This is a genomic window from Methylobacterium haplocladii, from assembly GCF_007992175.1.
GTDB classification, from domain to species: domain Bacteria; phylum Pseudomonadota; class Alphaproteobacteria; order Rhizobiales; family Beijerinckiaceae; genus Methylobacterium; species Methylobacterium haplocladii.
On record NZ_BJZT01000026.1, the window covers coordinates 26,406 to 42,405 of the forward strand.

Consider the following 16,000-nt stretch of genomic DNA (forward strand, 5'->3'; position numbering starts at 1 on the left):
AAGGTGACGGTCAGGGAAGGGTGTGATGGCGGGACCGGCGCTCATGCGGCCGCTCCCATGGACAGGTCGGCCTGGGCGCGCGCGACATGGTCGAGGGCGACGGCCTCGGCGTTCTCGCGCCGGGCGCTCCGCTCGGCCGCATCGCGCAGACGCTTGGCCGCCGAGATGCGCACCAGGACGGGATGCGACTCGACGATCGCGCCCAACTGCTCGCGGGCATCCGCGTCCCAGGGCAGCTCGCGATGCATGCGAGAGGGCGTCGCCTCGACCGCATCCATGTCGCGCGCGAGCGGCAGGATGTGGAAGAGCATGTCGAAGAGGGCGTTGCAGACCTCCTGGACCAGGTAGGTTGCCCCGGCGTAGCCCATGAAGGGCGTGCCGGTGTGCCGCCGGATGATCGCGCCGGGGAACGAAGCCGGCACGAAGACCGCGCGGCCGCCGCACTCGGCGAGGTACATGCGCTCGTTGAACGAGCCGAACAGAACCAGCGGCGGGTTCGCCTTGATGGCGGCGCGCACGGCGGCGTTGTCGGTCTTCTGCCCGGCGTTCCGCGCAAAGGCGAAGGTGCAGGGCAGGCCCATCTCGTCCTCGAGGAAGTGCCGTACGCCGCGAGAATACGTCTCGGTCGCGACGATCCCGAAGCTCGCCGTGCCGAAGAAGTCCTGCGTGACCGAGCGCCAGAGGTCCCAGACCGGCTTGATCGTGGTGTGCTTCTCCCGTTCGATGAACGGCTCGGGGTCGACGCCGAGGATCTCGCCCAGCGAGCGCAGGAACTTGGTGGTCGAGAGGAGGCCGATCGGCGCCTGCAGGTAGGGTCGCTCCAGGCTCTCGCAGAGCAGCCGGCCGAATTCGCGGTAGAGGCAGATGTTGGCATCCGCATTGACGAGCTTCGGCACGTCGGCGAGGTGGCTGCCGAGCGGGAAGGTCAGGTTGATCTCGGCGCCCAGCCCCTCGACCAGCCGTTTGATCTCGGCGAGATCGGACGGCATGTTGAAGGTGCCGTAGGCCGGTCCGATGATGTTGACGCGGGGCTTCTCGCCGGGCTTCCGCTCCGGACGGGCCGGGATGCCCTTCTTGGCGAATTTCTTGGCGCCGTATTCCTGCCAGAGCCAGAAGATCGCCCGGTCGGCGGCCTGCCACTGATCCTCGTCGATGGTGCGCGGCAGGAAGCGCTGCAGGCCGGTGCCCTCGGGGGTCACGCCGCCGCCGATCATCTCGGCGATGGAGCCGGTGACGACGACGCTCGGCAGGCCCGGATCGAGCGTGGCATGCGCCCGCTTCATCGCGCCCTCGGTGCCGTGGCGGCCGAGTTCTTCCTCGGCGAGGCCCGTGACGACGATCGGCAGTTCGTGCGGCGGCAGCGCGTCGGTGTAGTGCAGGACCGAGGTGACCGGCAGGTTCTCGCAGCCCACCGGGCCATCGATGACGACCTGCAGCCCCTTGATCGCGGTGAAGACGTAGACCGCGCCCCAGTAGCCCCCGGCCCTGTCGTGATCGAGGACGAGCATCAGGCCATCTCCCCGATCGGATCGTGCTTCTTGGCGACCTGAACCTTGGGGCCCTGCTTGGCCTGGGGCGTGTCCTGCCAGACGCCGGCAGCGAACCCGGTGCCGACACCCTCGAAGAAGTCGCGCATCGCGTCGAAGCGCGGCTTGTTGGCGAGCGCGGCGTTGATGACCTTGGCGAGCGAGCCGGCCCCGGCCGCGCCCATCAGCGGGCGCGCCGAGATCAGGTTCGTGAAGTAGAGGGCCGGAATCGCCAGTTCCTTGGCCTTCTGCACCACCGGCGTGGTGCCGATGGCGAGGTCCGGCCGGTACTCGTGCATGGCTGCGAGGTCGTCCTCGAGCGAGGCGCGGAACTGGACGCGAACGCCGTTGGCCTCGAGCCATTCGCGGTCGGCATCCGACCAGGGCGTGCGCGGGCAGGCCGTGCCGACGTAGCGGAGATCCGCGCCGCTCTCGACGAGCAGGCGTCCGACCAGCAATTCGGAGCCCTCGTACCCCGACAGGGTGATCCGGCCGGTGATCGGCATGGCCGAGAGCGCGCCGCGGATGCCGGGCAGAAGCCGGTTCTTCGCGGTTTCGACCACGTCGCGGGCGACGCCGCAGGCCTCGCCGATCCGGTCGAGCCAGTCGGCGGTGCCGTCGTGGCCCACCGGGGCCGAGCCGACGATCGGACGGCCCGCCGCCTCGAACTCGCGGATGCTCGCGGTGTAGAAGGGATGGATTGCCGCCACCGCCGCGCCGTCGAGCGCCGCGTAGAGTTCGCGCCATTCGCGGGTCGGCACCACCGGCCCGGCGGCCAAGCCGAGCGGCTCCAGCAGCGAAGCGATCACCACCGGATCGGCCGGGAACATCTCGCCGAGCAACGTCACGGTCGGACGCTGGTTACGGCCGCCGCGCGGGGCCTGGACCGGACCCTGCTCGGCCTCGGTGCGGGCGAATTTCAGCATCGCTCCGGCGAGTACGTCCTTGGCTTCCGCATGAGTCGGCACGCCGAAGCCCGGTACGTCGATGCCGATGATGCGAACGCCGTCGATCTGCTTCGGCAGGAGACGAAGCGGCACGCCCGACGCCGTCGGCACGCAGAGATTGATGACGACGACGGCGTCGTAATCGTCGGGCTTGGCCGTCTCGAACACCGCCTCGCGGATGTCCTCGAACAGCTTGCCGGTCACGAGCGTCTCGGAGTTGAAGGGCACGTAGCCCACGGTCCGGCGCGCCCCGTAGAAATGCGAGGTGAAGGTCAGGCCGTAGACGCAGCAGGCCGAGCCGGAGAGGATCGTGGCGGTGCGGCGCATGCGCAGGCCGACGCGCAGCGAACCGAAGGCCGGGCACATGCTCTGCGGCTGATCGTGCGGACCGGCCGGGTAGTCTTTTCGCAGCTGCTCCAGCGTCTCGGACATCCCGGCGGCTTCGGCCGATGCCCGCATCGCGTCCTTGCCGGCGTGACAGCCGAGCCCGTCGCCCTTGGTGGCGGCGAGGTTGATCGCCTCCGCACCCTGGGAGGCGGCGACGCTCGACGCGGGGGTCTCCCGGCGGGCGCGAAGGCTTGCGATGTCGAGGGAGACCGCCATCCGCTCAAACCTCGTCGTAGACGACTTCGAGGGACGGCTTCACGAGCGGGGTCGAGCCGCACATGTCTTCGAACGTGGCCGGCACCAGCACGACGTTGCGGCCGGTGGTCTCGCTGGAGAACAGGCCGAGCAGTCCGTCCTGGCTGAGCGGGGTCGGGTGGTTGGGCTTCGCCTCGGCGACGTTCTGGGCGAGGGTCTCGAACAGCGAGGCCCAGCGGCTGTCCGGCTTGCCGATGATCTCGTAATTCGCGCTCTTCTTGCGGATGTCGTCGTCGGCCGGGATCGAGGCGAGGACCGGGATGCCGACCGCGTCCGCGAAGGCCTGGGCCTCCCCGGTGCCGTCGTCCTTGTTGATGACGAGGCCGCCGACGCCGACATTGCCGCCGAGCTTGCGGAAGTATTCGACCGCCGAGCAGACGTTGTTGGCGACATAGAGCGATTGCAGGTCGTTCGAGCCGACGACGATGACCTTCTGGCACATGTCGCGGGCGATCGGCAGGCCGAAGCCGCCGCAGACCACGTCGCCGAGGAAGTCGAGCAGAACGAAGTCGAAGCCCCACTCGTGGAAGCCGAGCTTCTCCAGCAGCTCGAAGCCGTGGATGATGCCGCGGCCGCCGCAGCCGCGGCCGACCTCCGGCCCTCCGAGCTCCATCGCGTAGACGCCGTCGCGCTTGAAGCAGACGTCGCCGATGGCGACCTGCTCGCCGGCAAGCTTCTTCTTGGTCGAAGTCTCGATGATGGTCGGGCAGGCCTTGCCGCCGAAGAGAAGCGATGTGGTGTCGCTCTTCGGGTCGCAGCCGATGAGCAGGACCTTCTTGCCCTGCTGAGCCATCATGTAGCTGAGATTGGCCAGGGTGAACGACTTGCCGATGCCGCCCTTGCCGTAGATCGCGATGATCTGCGTCTCTTTCTTCACCGGCGCGGTCGAGACCGGATCCGGCTCGATCGCAGCCTCATCGCGAAGCTGCTGGGCATTGTTGAGGGCTGCCTTGTTCAGCTGGACATTCATGAACAGGCTCTCCAATCGAGGACCATCTTGAGGCATTCGGGATCCCCGAACGCCGTGCGGTAGGCCTCCTGCGCCTGGAGCGCGGGCACGCGGTGCGTGATGAGGCCGTCGAGGGAGAGGCGGCCGCCTGCGATCAAGGCCGTCACGGCCGCGAGATCGCCGGGCTTGAATTCCGCCGAGATCCGGATGCGCGCCTCGCGCATGAAGGCGGGCGGGAAGGCGAAGGAGAGCGGCGCCTCGTAGAAGCCGGCGAGAACGATCTCGCCGCCGGGCGCCAGCCGGCCGATCAGCGTGTCGAGCAGGCTCGCGCTGCCGCTGACGTCGGTGATCACGGCGTAGTCGCCGCGCGCATCGGCGGCCGGATCGACCACCGCGTAACCGAAATCGCCCGAGGCCCGGACCGGGTTGGTCTCCCACACCGTCGGTTCGGCGCCTGCGGCGACGGTGAGCCGCGCCAGCAGCCGCCCGAGCACGCCGTGGCCGACGATCAGAGGCTTGCTGCCGGGCGCGATCCCGCCGAGCGCCCGATAGGCGGTCGCGGCCAGCGCCATCAGGCAGGCCCGGTCGCCGAGCGCCGGGTCGACCGGGATCAGACGGGACGCCGGGGCGATGAGATGGGAGGCAGCGCCTCCGAACAGGCCGCGGACCTCGCCGAAGCAGCGCGCACCGGGGACGAAGACCGTGTCGCCGACCTTCAGGGCCGCCTCGGCGCCGACGTCGACGACGGTTCCGACGGACTCGTAACCGGGCACCAGCGGGTAGCCCATCCCGGGGAAGTTCGGCATCCGGCCCGACCAGAGCAGGCGCTCCGTCCCGGTGCTGATGCCGCTCCAGGAGACCGCGATCACCGCGTCGCCATCGACGGCGGGAGTCAGGGCCAGGCGGTTGAGCGCCAGCTGCTCCGGTCGTTCGAGGATGACGGCAAGCGCGTCCATGTGCTGGATCTTCCACCCCGTTGCTGCGACTCCGGCCGTATGCGGGTTCGCTTGTTGTCATCCTACGTGGACGTATCAGAGCGTCAAGCGCTCTTTACACTTTTAACTCTCTCTTTGCGGTGATCAGTCTGGTGAGCAACGGTCGGCGGGTCTGAATTTCGCGAATCTCGACATAGCCGGCAGCTGCCAGCATGGTGATCAGCTCGCGGCTGGTGCGAGCGCGGCCGCTGCCCATGGCGAGGAGGTAGAAGCCGAAATACGCGTCGCCGATCGGCTCGGCGCCGGGCGTCCCAGCCATCGGCTCGGCGATCAGGAGCGTGCCGCCGGGGGGAAGCGCGGAATGGGCGGCGTCCAGGAGCGCTGCGGCGGCGGAATCGTCGTGGTCGTGGATGATGCGCACGAGCGAGAGCACGTCGGCACCCTTCGGTAGCGCGCCATCGTGAAAGCTGCCGCCCACGCAATCGACCCGGCCGCCGAGTCCCTGTTCCGCGAGCCGGCGCTCCGCCCGCTCCGCCACGGGCGGCAGATCGAACAGTTTTAGCTTCAACGAAGCATGCCGGCGGGCCGTTGCAGCGGAGAAGGCGCCCTCCCCGCCGCCGACATCCATCAGGCAGGCGTGGCCATCGAGCGGATAGGCGTCGAGCACGTCCTCCGCGACGAGTGCCTGGGAAGCCGACATCAGCCCGCTATAGGCGGCGACCGATTCGTCTGCGGCAGCCCCGAGCCGCGTGTGGTCCGCGTAGAGCCAGTACTCCGAGAGCCGGGTCCGACCCGCCTCCCCGCGGAGCAGCGCCACGGGATCGGAGAGGTCCTGGTAGAGCATGGCGTGATGCTCGATCATCGCCGCGACCGAGGGGTTGCCGATCAGCGCCGCGCCGAGATCGGCGAGCGCGAAACGGCCGTCCGGAAGAGCGGAAATGAGGTCGAGGGAGGCTGCAGCCTTGAGGAGCCGCTCGGCGCGGTCCCTGGGGAGGGCGAGGCGCCGCGCGAGGTCGTCGAGGCCCTGCGGCCCCGGTTCCAGCGTTCGAAACAGATCGAGTCGGACGCAGGCGAACAGCACCTGCGAGTAGACGAACCCGGCACAGAGATCGAACAGCGCCCGCGTGTTGCGCCGGGCGATGCCGCGGGTCAGCGGAAATCCGGCGGCCCAGCGTTGGAAGGCCGGACTCGCGATGCGCGCGTTGCGGAAGGCGAGCCAGCGCTCCCGCCACGTCCGCTTTCCGTCCGGCGCCGGCATGGACGCGGTCAGCGCCGGCACGGGTGCGCCGGTGCTCAGGCGGAGACCAGATTGGCGAGGCTTTTGGGCAGGAAGAGGCGCGTTTGCGCCTCGATCTCGGCCCGCAAAGTGTCTGCGCCGGGGCAATCGGGGATGACCTCAATGGCCTCTCGGGTGAGCCGCTTCAGCCGCTCCAGTGCGCCGTCGGTGCCGAGCAGCGCGGCCGCATTGGGCCGGCCGAGGGTGGCGTCGCGGCCTGCTGGCTTGCCGATCTCCTCCTGGCGGCAGGCTACGTCACGCAGGTCGTCGGCGCATTGATAGGCCTCGCCGAGGCATTCGCCGAGAAGCCGCCACGGCAGCGGCTGTGCGCCCGCCGCGGCCGCGCCGGCCACCGTCGAGGCCGCGAACAGCGCGCCGGTCTTGGCCTGCTGGTAGTCGCTGAGCGCCACGTAGGGCTCCGACTCCCAGGCTTGACCGGCAACGATGCCGGCCGGCGAGCCGGCAGCGCGGGCGACGAGCCCGACGAGGGCCGCAAGGCGCTGCGGGTGGCGCGCGGCGCCCCGCGCCAGCGTCTCGAATGCGGCGACGATCAGTGCGTCTCCGGTGAGCACGGCGAGCGGCTCGCCGAAGGCGACATGCACCGAAGCCTTCTGGCGGCGCATCGGCGCATCGTCGAAACACGGCAGGTCGTCATGGACGAGGGAGGCGCAGTGCAAAAGCTCGATCGCGGCCGCTGCAGCGTCGGCCGCCGCCGGATCGTCGTCGCCGCAGGCCCGCGCCACCGAGAGGCAGAGGCGCGGCCTGATGCGGTGGCCGCCGGGAAACACGGCGTAGCGAAGGGCTTCCGCAAGCCGCGGCGGCGCGCCGGGCGCCTCAAGATGGGCTACGGCCGCGTCGAGGGCCGTTTCGATCCGCCTGCCGGCATCCATCGCGCCTCTCCCTGTGTCATTGTCCGTTGTCAAAACAACGTGTCAGTCTTTATTGACACTTTGGGGCGGCCGGTCAACGCCGCCGATCTGGAGGTGTTTGGATCCGTGCCCGGAAACCGCGTCGTCGTGATCGGTGCAGGCGTGGCGGGGCTCGTCGCCAGTCTGAAGCTCGCCCATGCAGGGCTCGACGTGACGCTGCTCGAGCGCGCCGCAGCGCCGGGGGGGAAGATGCGCGCGCTGCCGGTCGGCGGCAGCGCGATCGAGGCCGGTCCCACCGTCTTCACCATGCGCTGGGTCTTCGAAGAGATTTTTGCGGAGGTCGGCGTCGCGCTGGGTGATCGTGTCGCGCTGACGTCCACGAAACTTCTCGCCCGCCACGCCTGGAGTGCAGACGAGCGCCTCGACCTTTTCGCGGATATCGACGCCTCGGCCGAGGCCATCGCCGCCTTCGCCGGCCCGCGCGAGGCGGACGGCTACCGCCGCTTCTGCGCTCGTGCCGCCGAGGTCTACCGTACCCTCGAAGGACCCTTCATCCGCGGGTCGCGGCCGAGCCCGATCGATCTCGGCCGCCGCGTCGGCCTCTCCGGCATCGGAGACCTCTGGCGCATCCAGCCCTTCACCACGCTGTGGTCGGCTTTGGGCGAATACTTTCGGGATCCGCGCCTGCGCCAGCTCTTCGGGCGCTACGCGACCTATTGCGGCTCTTCCCCCTTCGCGGCGCCGGCCACGCTGATGCTCGTCGCCCATGTCGAGCAGGCTGGCGTCTGGCTGGTCGAGGGCGGCCTGAGCCGCCTCGCACGCGCCATCGCCGATCTCGCCGTCGAAAACGGGGCGACGATCCGCTACGGCGCCGAGGTCGCCCGGGTCGAGACGCAGGGTGGCCGCGCTACCGGGGTGATCCTCGCCGACGGCGAGCGCATCGCGGCGGATGCGGTGGTCGCCAATGCCGACGTCGCCGCGCTCGGCTCCGGACTGTTCGGGCCGGAGGCGGCTCCGGCCGGAGACCGCATCGCCCCCGCCGACCGCTCGCTCTCGGCCGTGACCTTCTGCCTGAACGCCCGCGCCGAGGGTTTTCCGCTGGCCCACCACACCGTGTTCTTCTCGCGAGATTACGCCCGGGAGTTCTCGGAGATCCTCGACCGGCGGCAGCTGCCGGCGGATCCGACGGTCTATATCTGCGCGCAGGACCGCGGCGATTCCTGCGCCGATCCCGGCGGCCCAGAGCGCCTGCTTCTCCTCGTCAACGCGCCCGCCGACGGGCGCGAGCGCCCCTTTCCGCCCTCGGAGATCGAGACATGCGAGACGAATTGGCGCCGCCGGCTGGCGGCGTGCGGGCTCACGCTGACGGTGCCGGAACCGGCCGCGGTGACGACGCCGGAGGGGTTCGAAGCGCTGTTTCCGGCGACGGGCGGGGCGCTCTACGGCCGGGCGGCCCACGGCTGGATGGCCTCGTTCAAGCGGCCGGGGTCGCGCACGCGCCTGCCGGGTCTCTATCTGGCGGGGGGGAGCGTGCATCCGGGGCCGGGCGTGCCGATGGCGGCGCAGTCCGGACGACTGGCAGCGGAGGCACTCCTCGCGGACCTCGCTTCGACGGTCCGGTCGCCAAGGGCGGCTACGTCTGGTGGTACGTCGACGCGCTGAGCGAGGACGGCCGGCAAGGCCTCACCATCATCGCCTTCATCGGCAGCGTGTTCTCGCCCTACTACACCTGGGACAGGCATCAGGACCCGTTCGACCACTGCGCCGTGAACGTCGTGCTCTACGGCGAGCGCGCGAACCGCTTCGCCATGACCGAGCGGCGCCGGTCGCAACTCTCGCGGGACGCCGAGCACATCGCCATCGGCCCGAGTTCGCTCGCCTGGGACGGCACCGAACTCACGATCCGCATCGACGAACGCTCCTCGCCGATCCCGCGCGCCATCCGCGGTACCGTGCGGGTGCGGCCTAACGGGATCACGCAAAGCCCTTTCACCCTCGACACCCACGGCGAGCATCGCTGGTGGCCGATGGCGCCCTCATCCCGGATCGAGGTCGCCCTCGACAAGCCGTCGATGTCCTGGACCGGCACCGGCTATTTCGACACCAACGACGGCGACCGGCCCCTCGCCGAGTCGTTCTCGCGCTGGACCTGGTGCCGGGCAGACCTGAAGGACGGCGCGGCCATCCTCTACGACGTCGAGCGCCGCGACGGCTCCGGGCAGAACCTCTCGCTCCATTTCGGCCGTGACGGCAGCCGCCGCGAGATCCGCCCGCCGCTCGCTGCCGACCTGCCGGCGACGCGGCTCTGGCGCATCCCACGGCCGACCCGCAGCGACGACGGCCGGGCGCAGGTCGTGCGGACCTTTGAGGACACGCCGTTCTACGCCCGCTCCCTGCTCTCCGCGACGCTCGTCGGCGAGGCGGTCCGGCCCGTCCACGAGAGCCTCGTGCTCGACCGGTTCATGAACCCGGTGGTGCGGCTGATGCTGCCGTTCCGAATGCCGCGGGCGCCGAAATGAGGTGATCCCGAGCCGCGCCCACGCGTTGTCGCGCCGACGAGCTCGCTGAAAGGTACCGTCATCGGAGACAGATCATGGCTCGCAGACTCGGTGCCCTCGCCTTCGGAGCGATCGCCGTCGGTAGCGCCGCGACGGCTGCCGGTGCGGACTCGATCGACGGCTATCGCTGGAAATCCAGGCTGCTCGTGCTGGCTTCCGCCGACGCGGCCGACCCGATGCTGCGCGCCCAACGCGAAGCTCTCGCTACGGTGCGGAACGGGGCCTCGGAACGCGACCTCGTGACGGTCGAAGCGGTCGGCCGGGAGCCGAAGGCTGTCGCTCTGCGCCGGCGGCTCGGGCTGCCCGATGACGGCTTTCGCGCCGTGCTGATCGGCAAGGACGGCGGCGCCAAGCTTACCTCCGACCGCCCGATTGCCCCGCAGACCTTGTTTTCGACCATCGACGCGATGCCGATGCGGCGTGGGGAGATGAAGCGGTAGAACCTATGGGGCCATGTCGGACTGCGAACGCTCCGGAGGACCCCGTTCGCCCTTCTCCCGATCCGCCTTGATGCTCCGCCGCACCACGATCAGCTGCCAGACCGCCAGACCGAGCAACAGGAGTTCGAGGGCCGTCGAGGCGATCACCGCTCGCGGGCCTCCTGGCCCCCGGCCGTCTGCCGGTCGCGCCGGATGCTGCGTCGGACGGCCACGAGCTGCCAGACCGCCAGCCCGAACACCACGACGATGACGAGACCCGCCTCCACCGAGGCGAACGCGTGGCTGCTCACGACGGCGCCGAGCGCTGGAAGGCGTCGCGCTCCTGCAATTGCTCGATGAGATCGAGCACGTGCGCGATCTGGCCCGAGACATCCCACCAGGCCGGCAGCCGGCGCCGATCCGCGAGAGCCGGCATCGGATGATCGCGGACGGCCTCGATGAGATAGGCCGTCTCCGGCAGCGGCGGCGAGGCGGTGTCCGCAAGTGCCGGCACCGGCAAGGCGGCGCGGGCAAGCAACGCCGCCTTGCGCGCGCCGGGCACCCGGGCGCGGCTCGTGACCGAATCGAGCCCGTTCGCTTCGATCGCGCGGCCGATCTCGGCATAGATCAGCCGCGCCGCCCGGATCGCCGGACGGCAGCCGAGGGGCAGGCCGCCGATGCCGGATTCGGAGCGTCGATAGAGTATCTCGGCCGCGTCGAGCAGGCGGGCGACGACGGAGCGAATGGCCGGGCTCGCTTGCGGAGCGGCCAGGAAGGCATCCGGGTCGATGCCGGCCTCGGCGAGCCAGTCGAGCGGCAGGTAGAGCCGGCCGGCGCGGGCGTCCTCGCCGACATCGCGGGCGATGTTGGTGAACTGCATGGCGACGCCGAGATCGCAGGCGCGGGCGAGCACCCCGGGATCGCGCACGCCCATGATGAGCGTCATCATCGCGCCGACGGCGCCCGCGACGCGGGCGGCGTAATCCGTCAGATCCGAGAGGGTGGCGTAGCGGCGGCCTTCGGCATCCCAGGAGAGCCCCTCGAGCAGGGCGCGCGGCAGCGCCTCCGGCATGGCGTAGCGCGCGACGAGGTCGGCGAGCGCCCGGTCGGCGGGCGAGTCGGCCGGCCGACCGGCATAGGCGAGGCTCAGGCGGTGCGCGAGGCGATCCGAGGCGATCCGCTGGCAAACCCGGCTGCCGGCCTCGTCGACGGCGTCGTCGGAGAGCCGGCAGAAGGCGTAGAGGCCGAAGGACGGCACCCGCACGGAGGGCGGCAGCAGCGTCGAGGCCGCGAAGAAGCTCTTCGAGCCGGTGCGGATCGCGGCCCGGCAGGCGGCGTGATCGGCGGCGCTGGCGAGGGGAGCGTCAGGCAACGACGTGCGCATCCGGGACCAGGCTGTCGAGAACGCGGGCCGAGGACAGCACGCCGGGGAGCCCGGCACCGGGATGTGTCCCCGCGCCGACGAGATAGAGGTTCTTCACGTCTTCGGACCTGTTGTGCGGCCGGAACCAGGCCGATTGCGTGAGCACGGGCTCCAGCCCGAAGCCGGACCCGCGGAAACTCAAAAAGTCGTCGGCGAAATCCTGCGGCGTCGTCACCTTCGAGGTCACCAGGGCATCCCTAAGTCCGGGCAGCAGCGAGGCTTCGAGGCAGGCCTCGATCTTCTGGCGATACGGCTCGGCGAGTCGTGTCCAATCCTGACCGCCGGCGAGGTTCGGCACCGGCGCCAGCACGTAGAAGGCGTCGTGCCCAGGCGGGGCCAACAGCGGATCGGTCTCGGTCGGCCGGTGCAGGTAGAGACTGAAGTCCTCGGCGAGCTTTTTCGTCTCGAAAATGTCGGTGAGGAGGTCCCGGTAGCGTGGCCCCATCATGATCGTGTGGTGGGCGACGTCCGGGTACTTCCGGTTCGTCCCGAAATACCAGACGAACAGGCCCATCGATGAGCGCGCCGCGCCGACCTTGCGGTCGCTCCAGCGCCGGCGCCGGTGGCCCTTGAGCAGGTGCGTGTAGGTGAAGGCGGAATCGGCGTTCGAGACGACGATATCGGCGTCGATCCAGCTGCCGTCCTGCATCATGACGCCCGTGGCGGCGCCGTCCTGGACGCGGATCGTAGCGACGTCGGCGCCGCAGCGGATGCTGCCGCCTTGGCCGCGAATGAGATCGCAGAGCCCGTCCACCAGCCGGCCTGTGCCGCCAAGCGCGAAATGCACGCCCCAGCGCCGTTCGAGATGGGCGATTAGGCAGTAGATCGCGCTGGCACGGAAGGGGTTCCCGCCGATCAGCAGCGGGTGGAAGCTGAAGATGGTCCGCAGCCGCTCGTCGCGGATGAACTTCGCCACCGTGTCGTAGACCGAGCGATGGCCACCGAGCCGGAGCAGGTCGGGCGCGATGCGCAGCATGTCGCCGACGGACTCGAACGGTACATGGCCGAGCTCTTCGAACCCGACCTTGCAGATCGCTTCGCTGCGCTGCATGAAACGCTCGTAACCCGCGACATCCGCAGGCGAAAACCGCCGCACCTCTTCGCGCATGGCGTCGACGTCGCCGCTGTATTCGAAGGTGGCGCCGTCCTCGAAGCGGATGCGGTAGAACGGGTTCATCGGCACCAGGGCGACGTCGTCCTCCATCCGCCGTCCGGCGAGCTGCCAGAGTTCCTCGAACAGGAACGGCGCGGTGACGATGGTGGGGCCGGCATCGAAGGTGAAGCCGTCCTGCTTGTGGACGCGGGCGCGTCCGCCCGGCTGCTCCAGCCGCTCCAGCACGGTGACGCGATAGCCCCGCGCGCCGAGCCGCACCGCTGCCGCCAGACCGCCGAATCCGGAGCCGATCACCACCGCGTGCGGGCGGCGGTCGGCGTCGGGAACAGCGCTCGGCTTGGCGTCGAGTGTCAACATTGGCTGACACTATGGCGGGGATTTTCCGGCAGGCAAGAGGGAAACGGCGGTCGCTCGCGACGACCCGACCGATCCCGAACGCTCAAGCCCCCGCGGATTCGGCCGCCAGCAGCCCCGCTTCCCGCGCCTCGCGCCGAACGAGGTCGGCGACGCGCTCTGGCGCCTCCTCATGCGCGAGGTGGCCGAGCCCGCGCATCAGCTCGACGCGGGCATCGGGCAGCCGGTCGCGAACCGTGAACGCCGTCTCCGGCAGAATCGCCCGGTCCTCGCTGCCGACCACCAGGACGGTGTGCTGCCTGAGCTTCGGCAGGTCGCGGTCGAGGGCTTCGAGATCCCAGTTCGCCATCATGCCGAGCGCACCGGCAACGTGGCCGGATTTGGCGAACAGGCGCTTGTAGAGGTCGAGCCCCGTCGCATCGAGGCGCGAGCCCGTGCCGTCGATGAGCCGCTTCACGGCGGCCCGGTCGGCGGTCCAGGCGAAGAATTTCGGCGTGACGGGGTTGAGGAACAGCATCCGCGCCATGGTCGGGAACAGGAAGGCCGCCGGTCCCGGAAACGGCTTCAGCGCGCCGTTGAGAGCCATGAGAAGGCGCGGATCGATGCTGCCGTCGAGGCACATCCTGGCCAACACCGCGGCGCCGGCGGAATGGCCGGCAGCGAGCACCGGTTCGACGCCGAGCGCCCCCAGCAACCCCGTCACGGCGTTCGCCATGCCCGGCAGGGATAAGTCACGAGCCGGCAACGGATCGGTGAAGCCGTGGCCGGGTAGGTCCGGCGCGACCACCCGGAAGTTTTCGGCGAGACGCGGCGCCAGATCGCGCCAGGAATGCGTGGCCGCACCGGTGCCGTGGAGCAGCAGCAGCACCGGCGCGCCCACCGCGCCGAATTCCTGCACGTGCCAGCGCAGGCCCGCCGCCTCGACGAACCGGCTCGCGGCGCGATTCGGCCAGTCGGCGCCGTCGCGCTCCCAGTCGGGGCGATCTGTCTCGAAGAACGGCATCATGGGATCTCAGGCGATCGCGGCCCTCACCGCGGCGCTCACGCCGCTCGCATCGGCATAGGGCAGCGGAATGTAGCGCGCATCGGCGACGTCCGCGAGCCGGCGGGCACCGTCCGGGCGGGTGCCGGTGTCGATCAGCAGGATGCGCAGGCCGAGCGCCTTCAGCAGGCGCCCGGCGGCGAGGGCCTCTTCGCCGGCCCGGGCGCGTCCACCCTCCCCCGAGCGCGCGACGTTGGCGCGGCCGTCGGTGAGCAAGACGATCACCGGGCTGCCCCCAGCTCTGCGCACGGCGAGCGCCAGCGTCGCGGCGGCGTCGATTCCTGCGGCGAGCGGCGTGCCGCCTCCGCCGGGCAACCCGCCGAGGACGCGCTTCGCCCGCGCAAGCGAGCGCGTCGGCGGCAGGATCACCTCGGCCCCCGCCCCCCGGAACGCCACCAGGGCGACCCGGTCGCGCCGGACGTAGGATTCGGCGAGCAGCAGTTCCACCGCCCCCTTGGTCTCGGCCAGCCGCTCCAGTGCGGCCGAGCCGGAGGCGTCGACGCAGAAGATCGTGGTGGCCTCGGTCCGCTGGCGGAGCTTCTTGATGCGCAGGTCGTCGGGGAGAACGATGATGCGGCGTGTCGCCGGGGCGGTCGTCTCACCCACGCGCTCCCCCCGCCTGATCCGCTGCCACGGCGCGGCGGCCCGCAGCGTCGCAATCAGGTCGAGCCGGCCGCGCCGCGGATCGCCGGGACGGCTCCCGGCCGGACGGCCCGAGCGCGGGGCGCTCGCCGCGATGCCCATGCGCCCGGCCTTGCCGTCGCGCAGGCGCGGGCCGGTGGCGAGGAGCTGGGCCAGGAGGTTCGGCGGGATTGCGGCGCGGGCCGCCTCCAGCACGATCTCGTCCAGATCCTGTCGGGTCGTTTCGCCCTCTGTGTCCGAATCGTCGGGCGGCGCGGACGGGTCGCCGGTATCCGGCGGCGGAGCCTCCTCCGGCTCGGCTCTTTCGTCCGGCGCTTCCTCCGGCGGTTCACTGGCGGGCAGGCGCGTCGCGCGGGGCGCCAGGACGAGCCGCGCCGCCTCGATGACGTCGGCTTCCGTCAGATCGGCGCGGTGATCGAGCCATGCCGCCAGCCGGGCGACCCGCGCGGCAAGCAGTGGTCCGCGCAGCGACGCGATTCCGAGATCGGCGGCCGCGGCGCAGAGCGTGGCGATGGGATCGATCCCGGCCCCGCCCTCATCTCGAGGTGCCGCGTCAGCGGCCTGCAATGAGGACACCAGATCACTCCGCGCCCTCTGGAGCCCTCCTTGGAGGCCCTCGCTGCGCTTCGGCATTTCAGGACGAGGGGGCGGTAAGGATGCTGCGGTCTCTGCCGATCGATCGCGGCGACGCGGCATGGGCGGCACCGTCTGGCCGTCGATATCCCGCAGGCCGAGGGCGTTCAGATCCACCCGGAACGCCAGCCGGTCGGCCAGGGCCTCGGCCACGGCTTCGTCCTCGCCGCCTTCGTCCAGGAGGATCAGCCCGAAGCGGGCGGGCTGGACGCCGCACAGGCCGTCGCGCTCCAGGCTCACGCTCCCGCTGTCGAGCGCCGCGCAGAGCCGGGCCACGGTGCCGGCCGAGAGCCGCTCGGCCATCGGCACCACAACGATGCCCCCGTCGGCTTCGGCCAGCAGCCCGCTCTGCGCCACCGGCCGGCCGGCTCGGAGCGTTGCGGCGAGGTCGAGTCCGCCGAGCAACCGGTCGTCGGCGATGCTGGTGGGCATGCGGCGGATAGGCGTGTTCGGGGGAAGGCCGGCCTGCAGCAGGGTGAGCCACAAATCGCGGACCGGCCCAGCGCCGGCGCGGAGTAAGACGCCACCGCATGCCTGTGGATCGGTGGCGATCAGTGCGGCGACGCGGAGGGCATCGGTCCAGTGGGGGGACGGGTCAGACACGTGGCACGATCCCTCTCCCCTCTGCGGGAGAGGGTGGCCCTCGCGTTAGCGAGGGTCGGGAGAGGGGT

At 70.6% G+C, this 16,000-nt stretch carries 15 protein-coding genes; 3 read left to right on the plus strand and 12 right to left on the minus strand.

What is annotated here, in order from left to right:
* Nucleotides 1–41: 41 nt before the first annotated feature.
* The 6 genes from bchZ to MHA02_RS12330 form a co-directional block, all read right to left on the minus strand.
* Entirely contained in the window at nt 42–1,508 is a 1,467-nt protein-coding gene (gene bchZ / locus MHA02_RS12305) for a chlorophyllide a reductase subunit Z (RefSeq protein ID WP_147079006.1), read from the minus strand.
* Nucleotides 1,508–3,076 (minus strand): chlorophyllide a reductase subunit Y, encoded by a 1,569-nt coding sequence (gene bchY / locus MHA02_RS12310; protein ID WP_147079008.1) that lies wholly within the window; start codon nt 3,074–3,076, stop codon nt 1,508–1,510. Before bchY ends, bchZ begins: the two co-directional genes overlap by 1 nt.
* Nucleotides 3,077–3,080: 4 nt before the next feature.
* A complete protein-coding gene (locus MHA02_RS12315) occupies nt 3,081–4,085 on the minus strand; it encodes a chlorophyllide a reductase iron protein subunit X (RefSeq protein WP_147079010.1) in 1,005 nt (334 codons plus the stop codon).
* On the minus strand, nt 4,082–5,020 hold the full coding sequence (bchC, locus tag MHA02_RS12320) for a chlorophyll synthesis pathway protein BchC (RefSeq protein ID WP_147079012.1): 939 nt from the start codon (nt 5,018–5,020) through the stop codon (nt 4,082–4,084). Before bchC ends, MHA02_RS12315 begins: the two co-directional genes overlap by 4 nt.
* A 94-nt stretch (nt 5,021–5,114) precedes the next feature.
* A complete protein-coding gene (locus tag MHA02_RS12325; protein ID WP_147079029.1) occupies nt 5,115–6,257 on the minus strand; it encodes a methyltransferase in 1,143 nt (380 codons plus the stop codon).
* 35 nt (nt 6,258–6,292) lie between these two features.
* Nucleotides 6,293–7,165 carry a polyprenyl synthetase family protein gene (locus MHA02_RS12330; RefSeq protein ID WP_147079014.1) on the minus strand — a complete coding sequence of 291 codons (873 nt, stop codon included), beginning with the start codon at nt 7,163–7,165 and terminating at the stop codon, nt 6,293–6,295.
* Nucleotides 7,166–7,270: 105 nt separating this feature from the next.
* On the opposite strand from MHA02_RS12330, the gene crtD reads away from it, so the two are divergent.
* The 3 genes from crtD (at nt 7,271) to MHA02_RS12345 (ending at nt 10,142) form a co-directional block, all read left to right on the plus strand.
* A complete protein-coding gene (gene crtD / locus MHA02_RS12335) occupies nt 7,271–8,806 on the plus strand; it encodes a 1-hydroxycarotenoid 3,4-desaturase CrtD (protein WP_244612419.1) in 1,536 nt (511 codons plus the stop codon).
* Nucleotides 8,803–9,663 carry a carotenoid 1,2-hydratase family protein gene (locus MHA02_RS12340; protein WP_147079031.1) on the plus strand — a complete coding sequence of 287 codons (861 nt, stop codon included), beginning with the start codon at nt 8,803–8,805 and terminating at the stop codon, nt 9,661–9,663. Before crtD ends, MHA02_RS12340 begins: the two co-directional genes overlap by 4 nt.
* Before the next feature lie 74 nt (nt 9,664–9,737).
* Nucleotides 9,738–10,142, plus strand: coding sequence for a DUF4174 domain-containing protein (locus tag MHA02_RS12345; protein WP_147079018.1), 405 nt, complete (start codon nt 9,738–9,740; stop codon nt 10,140–10,142).
* 3 nt (nt 10,143–10,145) lie between these two features.
* On the opposite strand, the gene MHA02_RS22175 is transcribed toward MHA02_RS12345, so the two are convergent.
* The 6 genes from MHA02_RS22175 to MHA02_RS12365 all read right to left on the minus strand — a co-directional run bounded on the left by MHA02_RS22175 (nt 10,146) and on the right by MHA02_RS12365 (nt 15,932).
* Entirely contained in the window at nt 10,146–10,289 is a 144-nt protein-coding gene (locus MHA02_RS22175; RefSeq protein ID WP_170249204.1) for a hypothetical protein, read from the minus strand.
* Nucleotides 10,286–10,432, minus strand: coding sequence for a hypothetical protein (locus tag MHA02_RS22180; RefSeq protein WP_170249206.1), 147 nt, complete (start codon nt 10,430–10,432; stop codon nt 10,286–10,288). Before MHA02_RS22180 ends, MHA02_RS22175 begins: the two co-directional genes overlap by 4 nt.
* Nucleotides 10,429–11,505 (minus strand): phytoene/squalene synthase family protein, encoded by a 1,077-nt coding sequence (locus MHA02_RS12350; RefSeq protein WP_147079020.1) that lies wholly within the window; start codon nt 11,503–11,505, stop codon nt 10,429–10,431. Before MHA02_RS12350 ends, MHA02_RS22180 begins: the two co-directional genes overlap by 4 nt.
* Nucleotides 11,486–13,015: a phytoene desaturase gene (locus MHA02_RS12355; protein ID WP_147079022.1), complete on the minus strand. Its 1,530-nt coding sequence runs from the start codon at nt 13,013–13,015 to the stop codon at nt 11,486–11,488. Before MHA02_RS12355 ends, MHA02_RS12350 begins: the two co-directional genes overlap by 20 nt.
* A gap of 82 nt (nt 13,016–13,097) precedes the next feature.
* Nucleotides 13,098–14,015, minus strand: coding sequence for an alpha/beta fold hydrolase BchO (gene bchO, locus MHA02_RS12360; RefSeq protein WP_373866686.1), 918 nt, complete (start codon nt 14,013–14,015; stop codon nt 13,098–13,100).
* Nucleotides 14,016–14,024: 9 nt separating this feature from the next.
* Nucleotides 14,025–15,932 (minus strand): magnesium chelatase subunit D, encoded by a 1,908-nt coding sequence (locus MHA02_RS12365; RefSeq protein ID WP_147079026.1) that lies wholly within the window; start codon nt 15,930–15,932, stop codon nt 14,025–14,027.
* Nucleotides 15,933–16,000 lie beyond the last annotated feature (68 nt).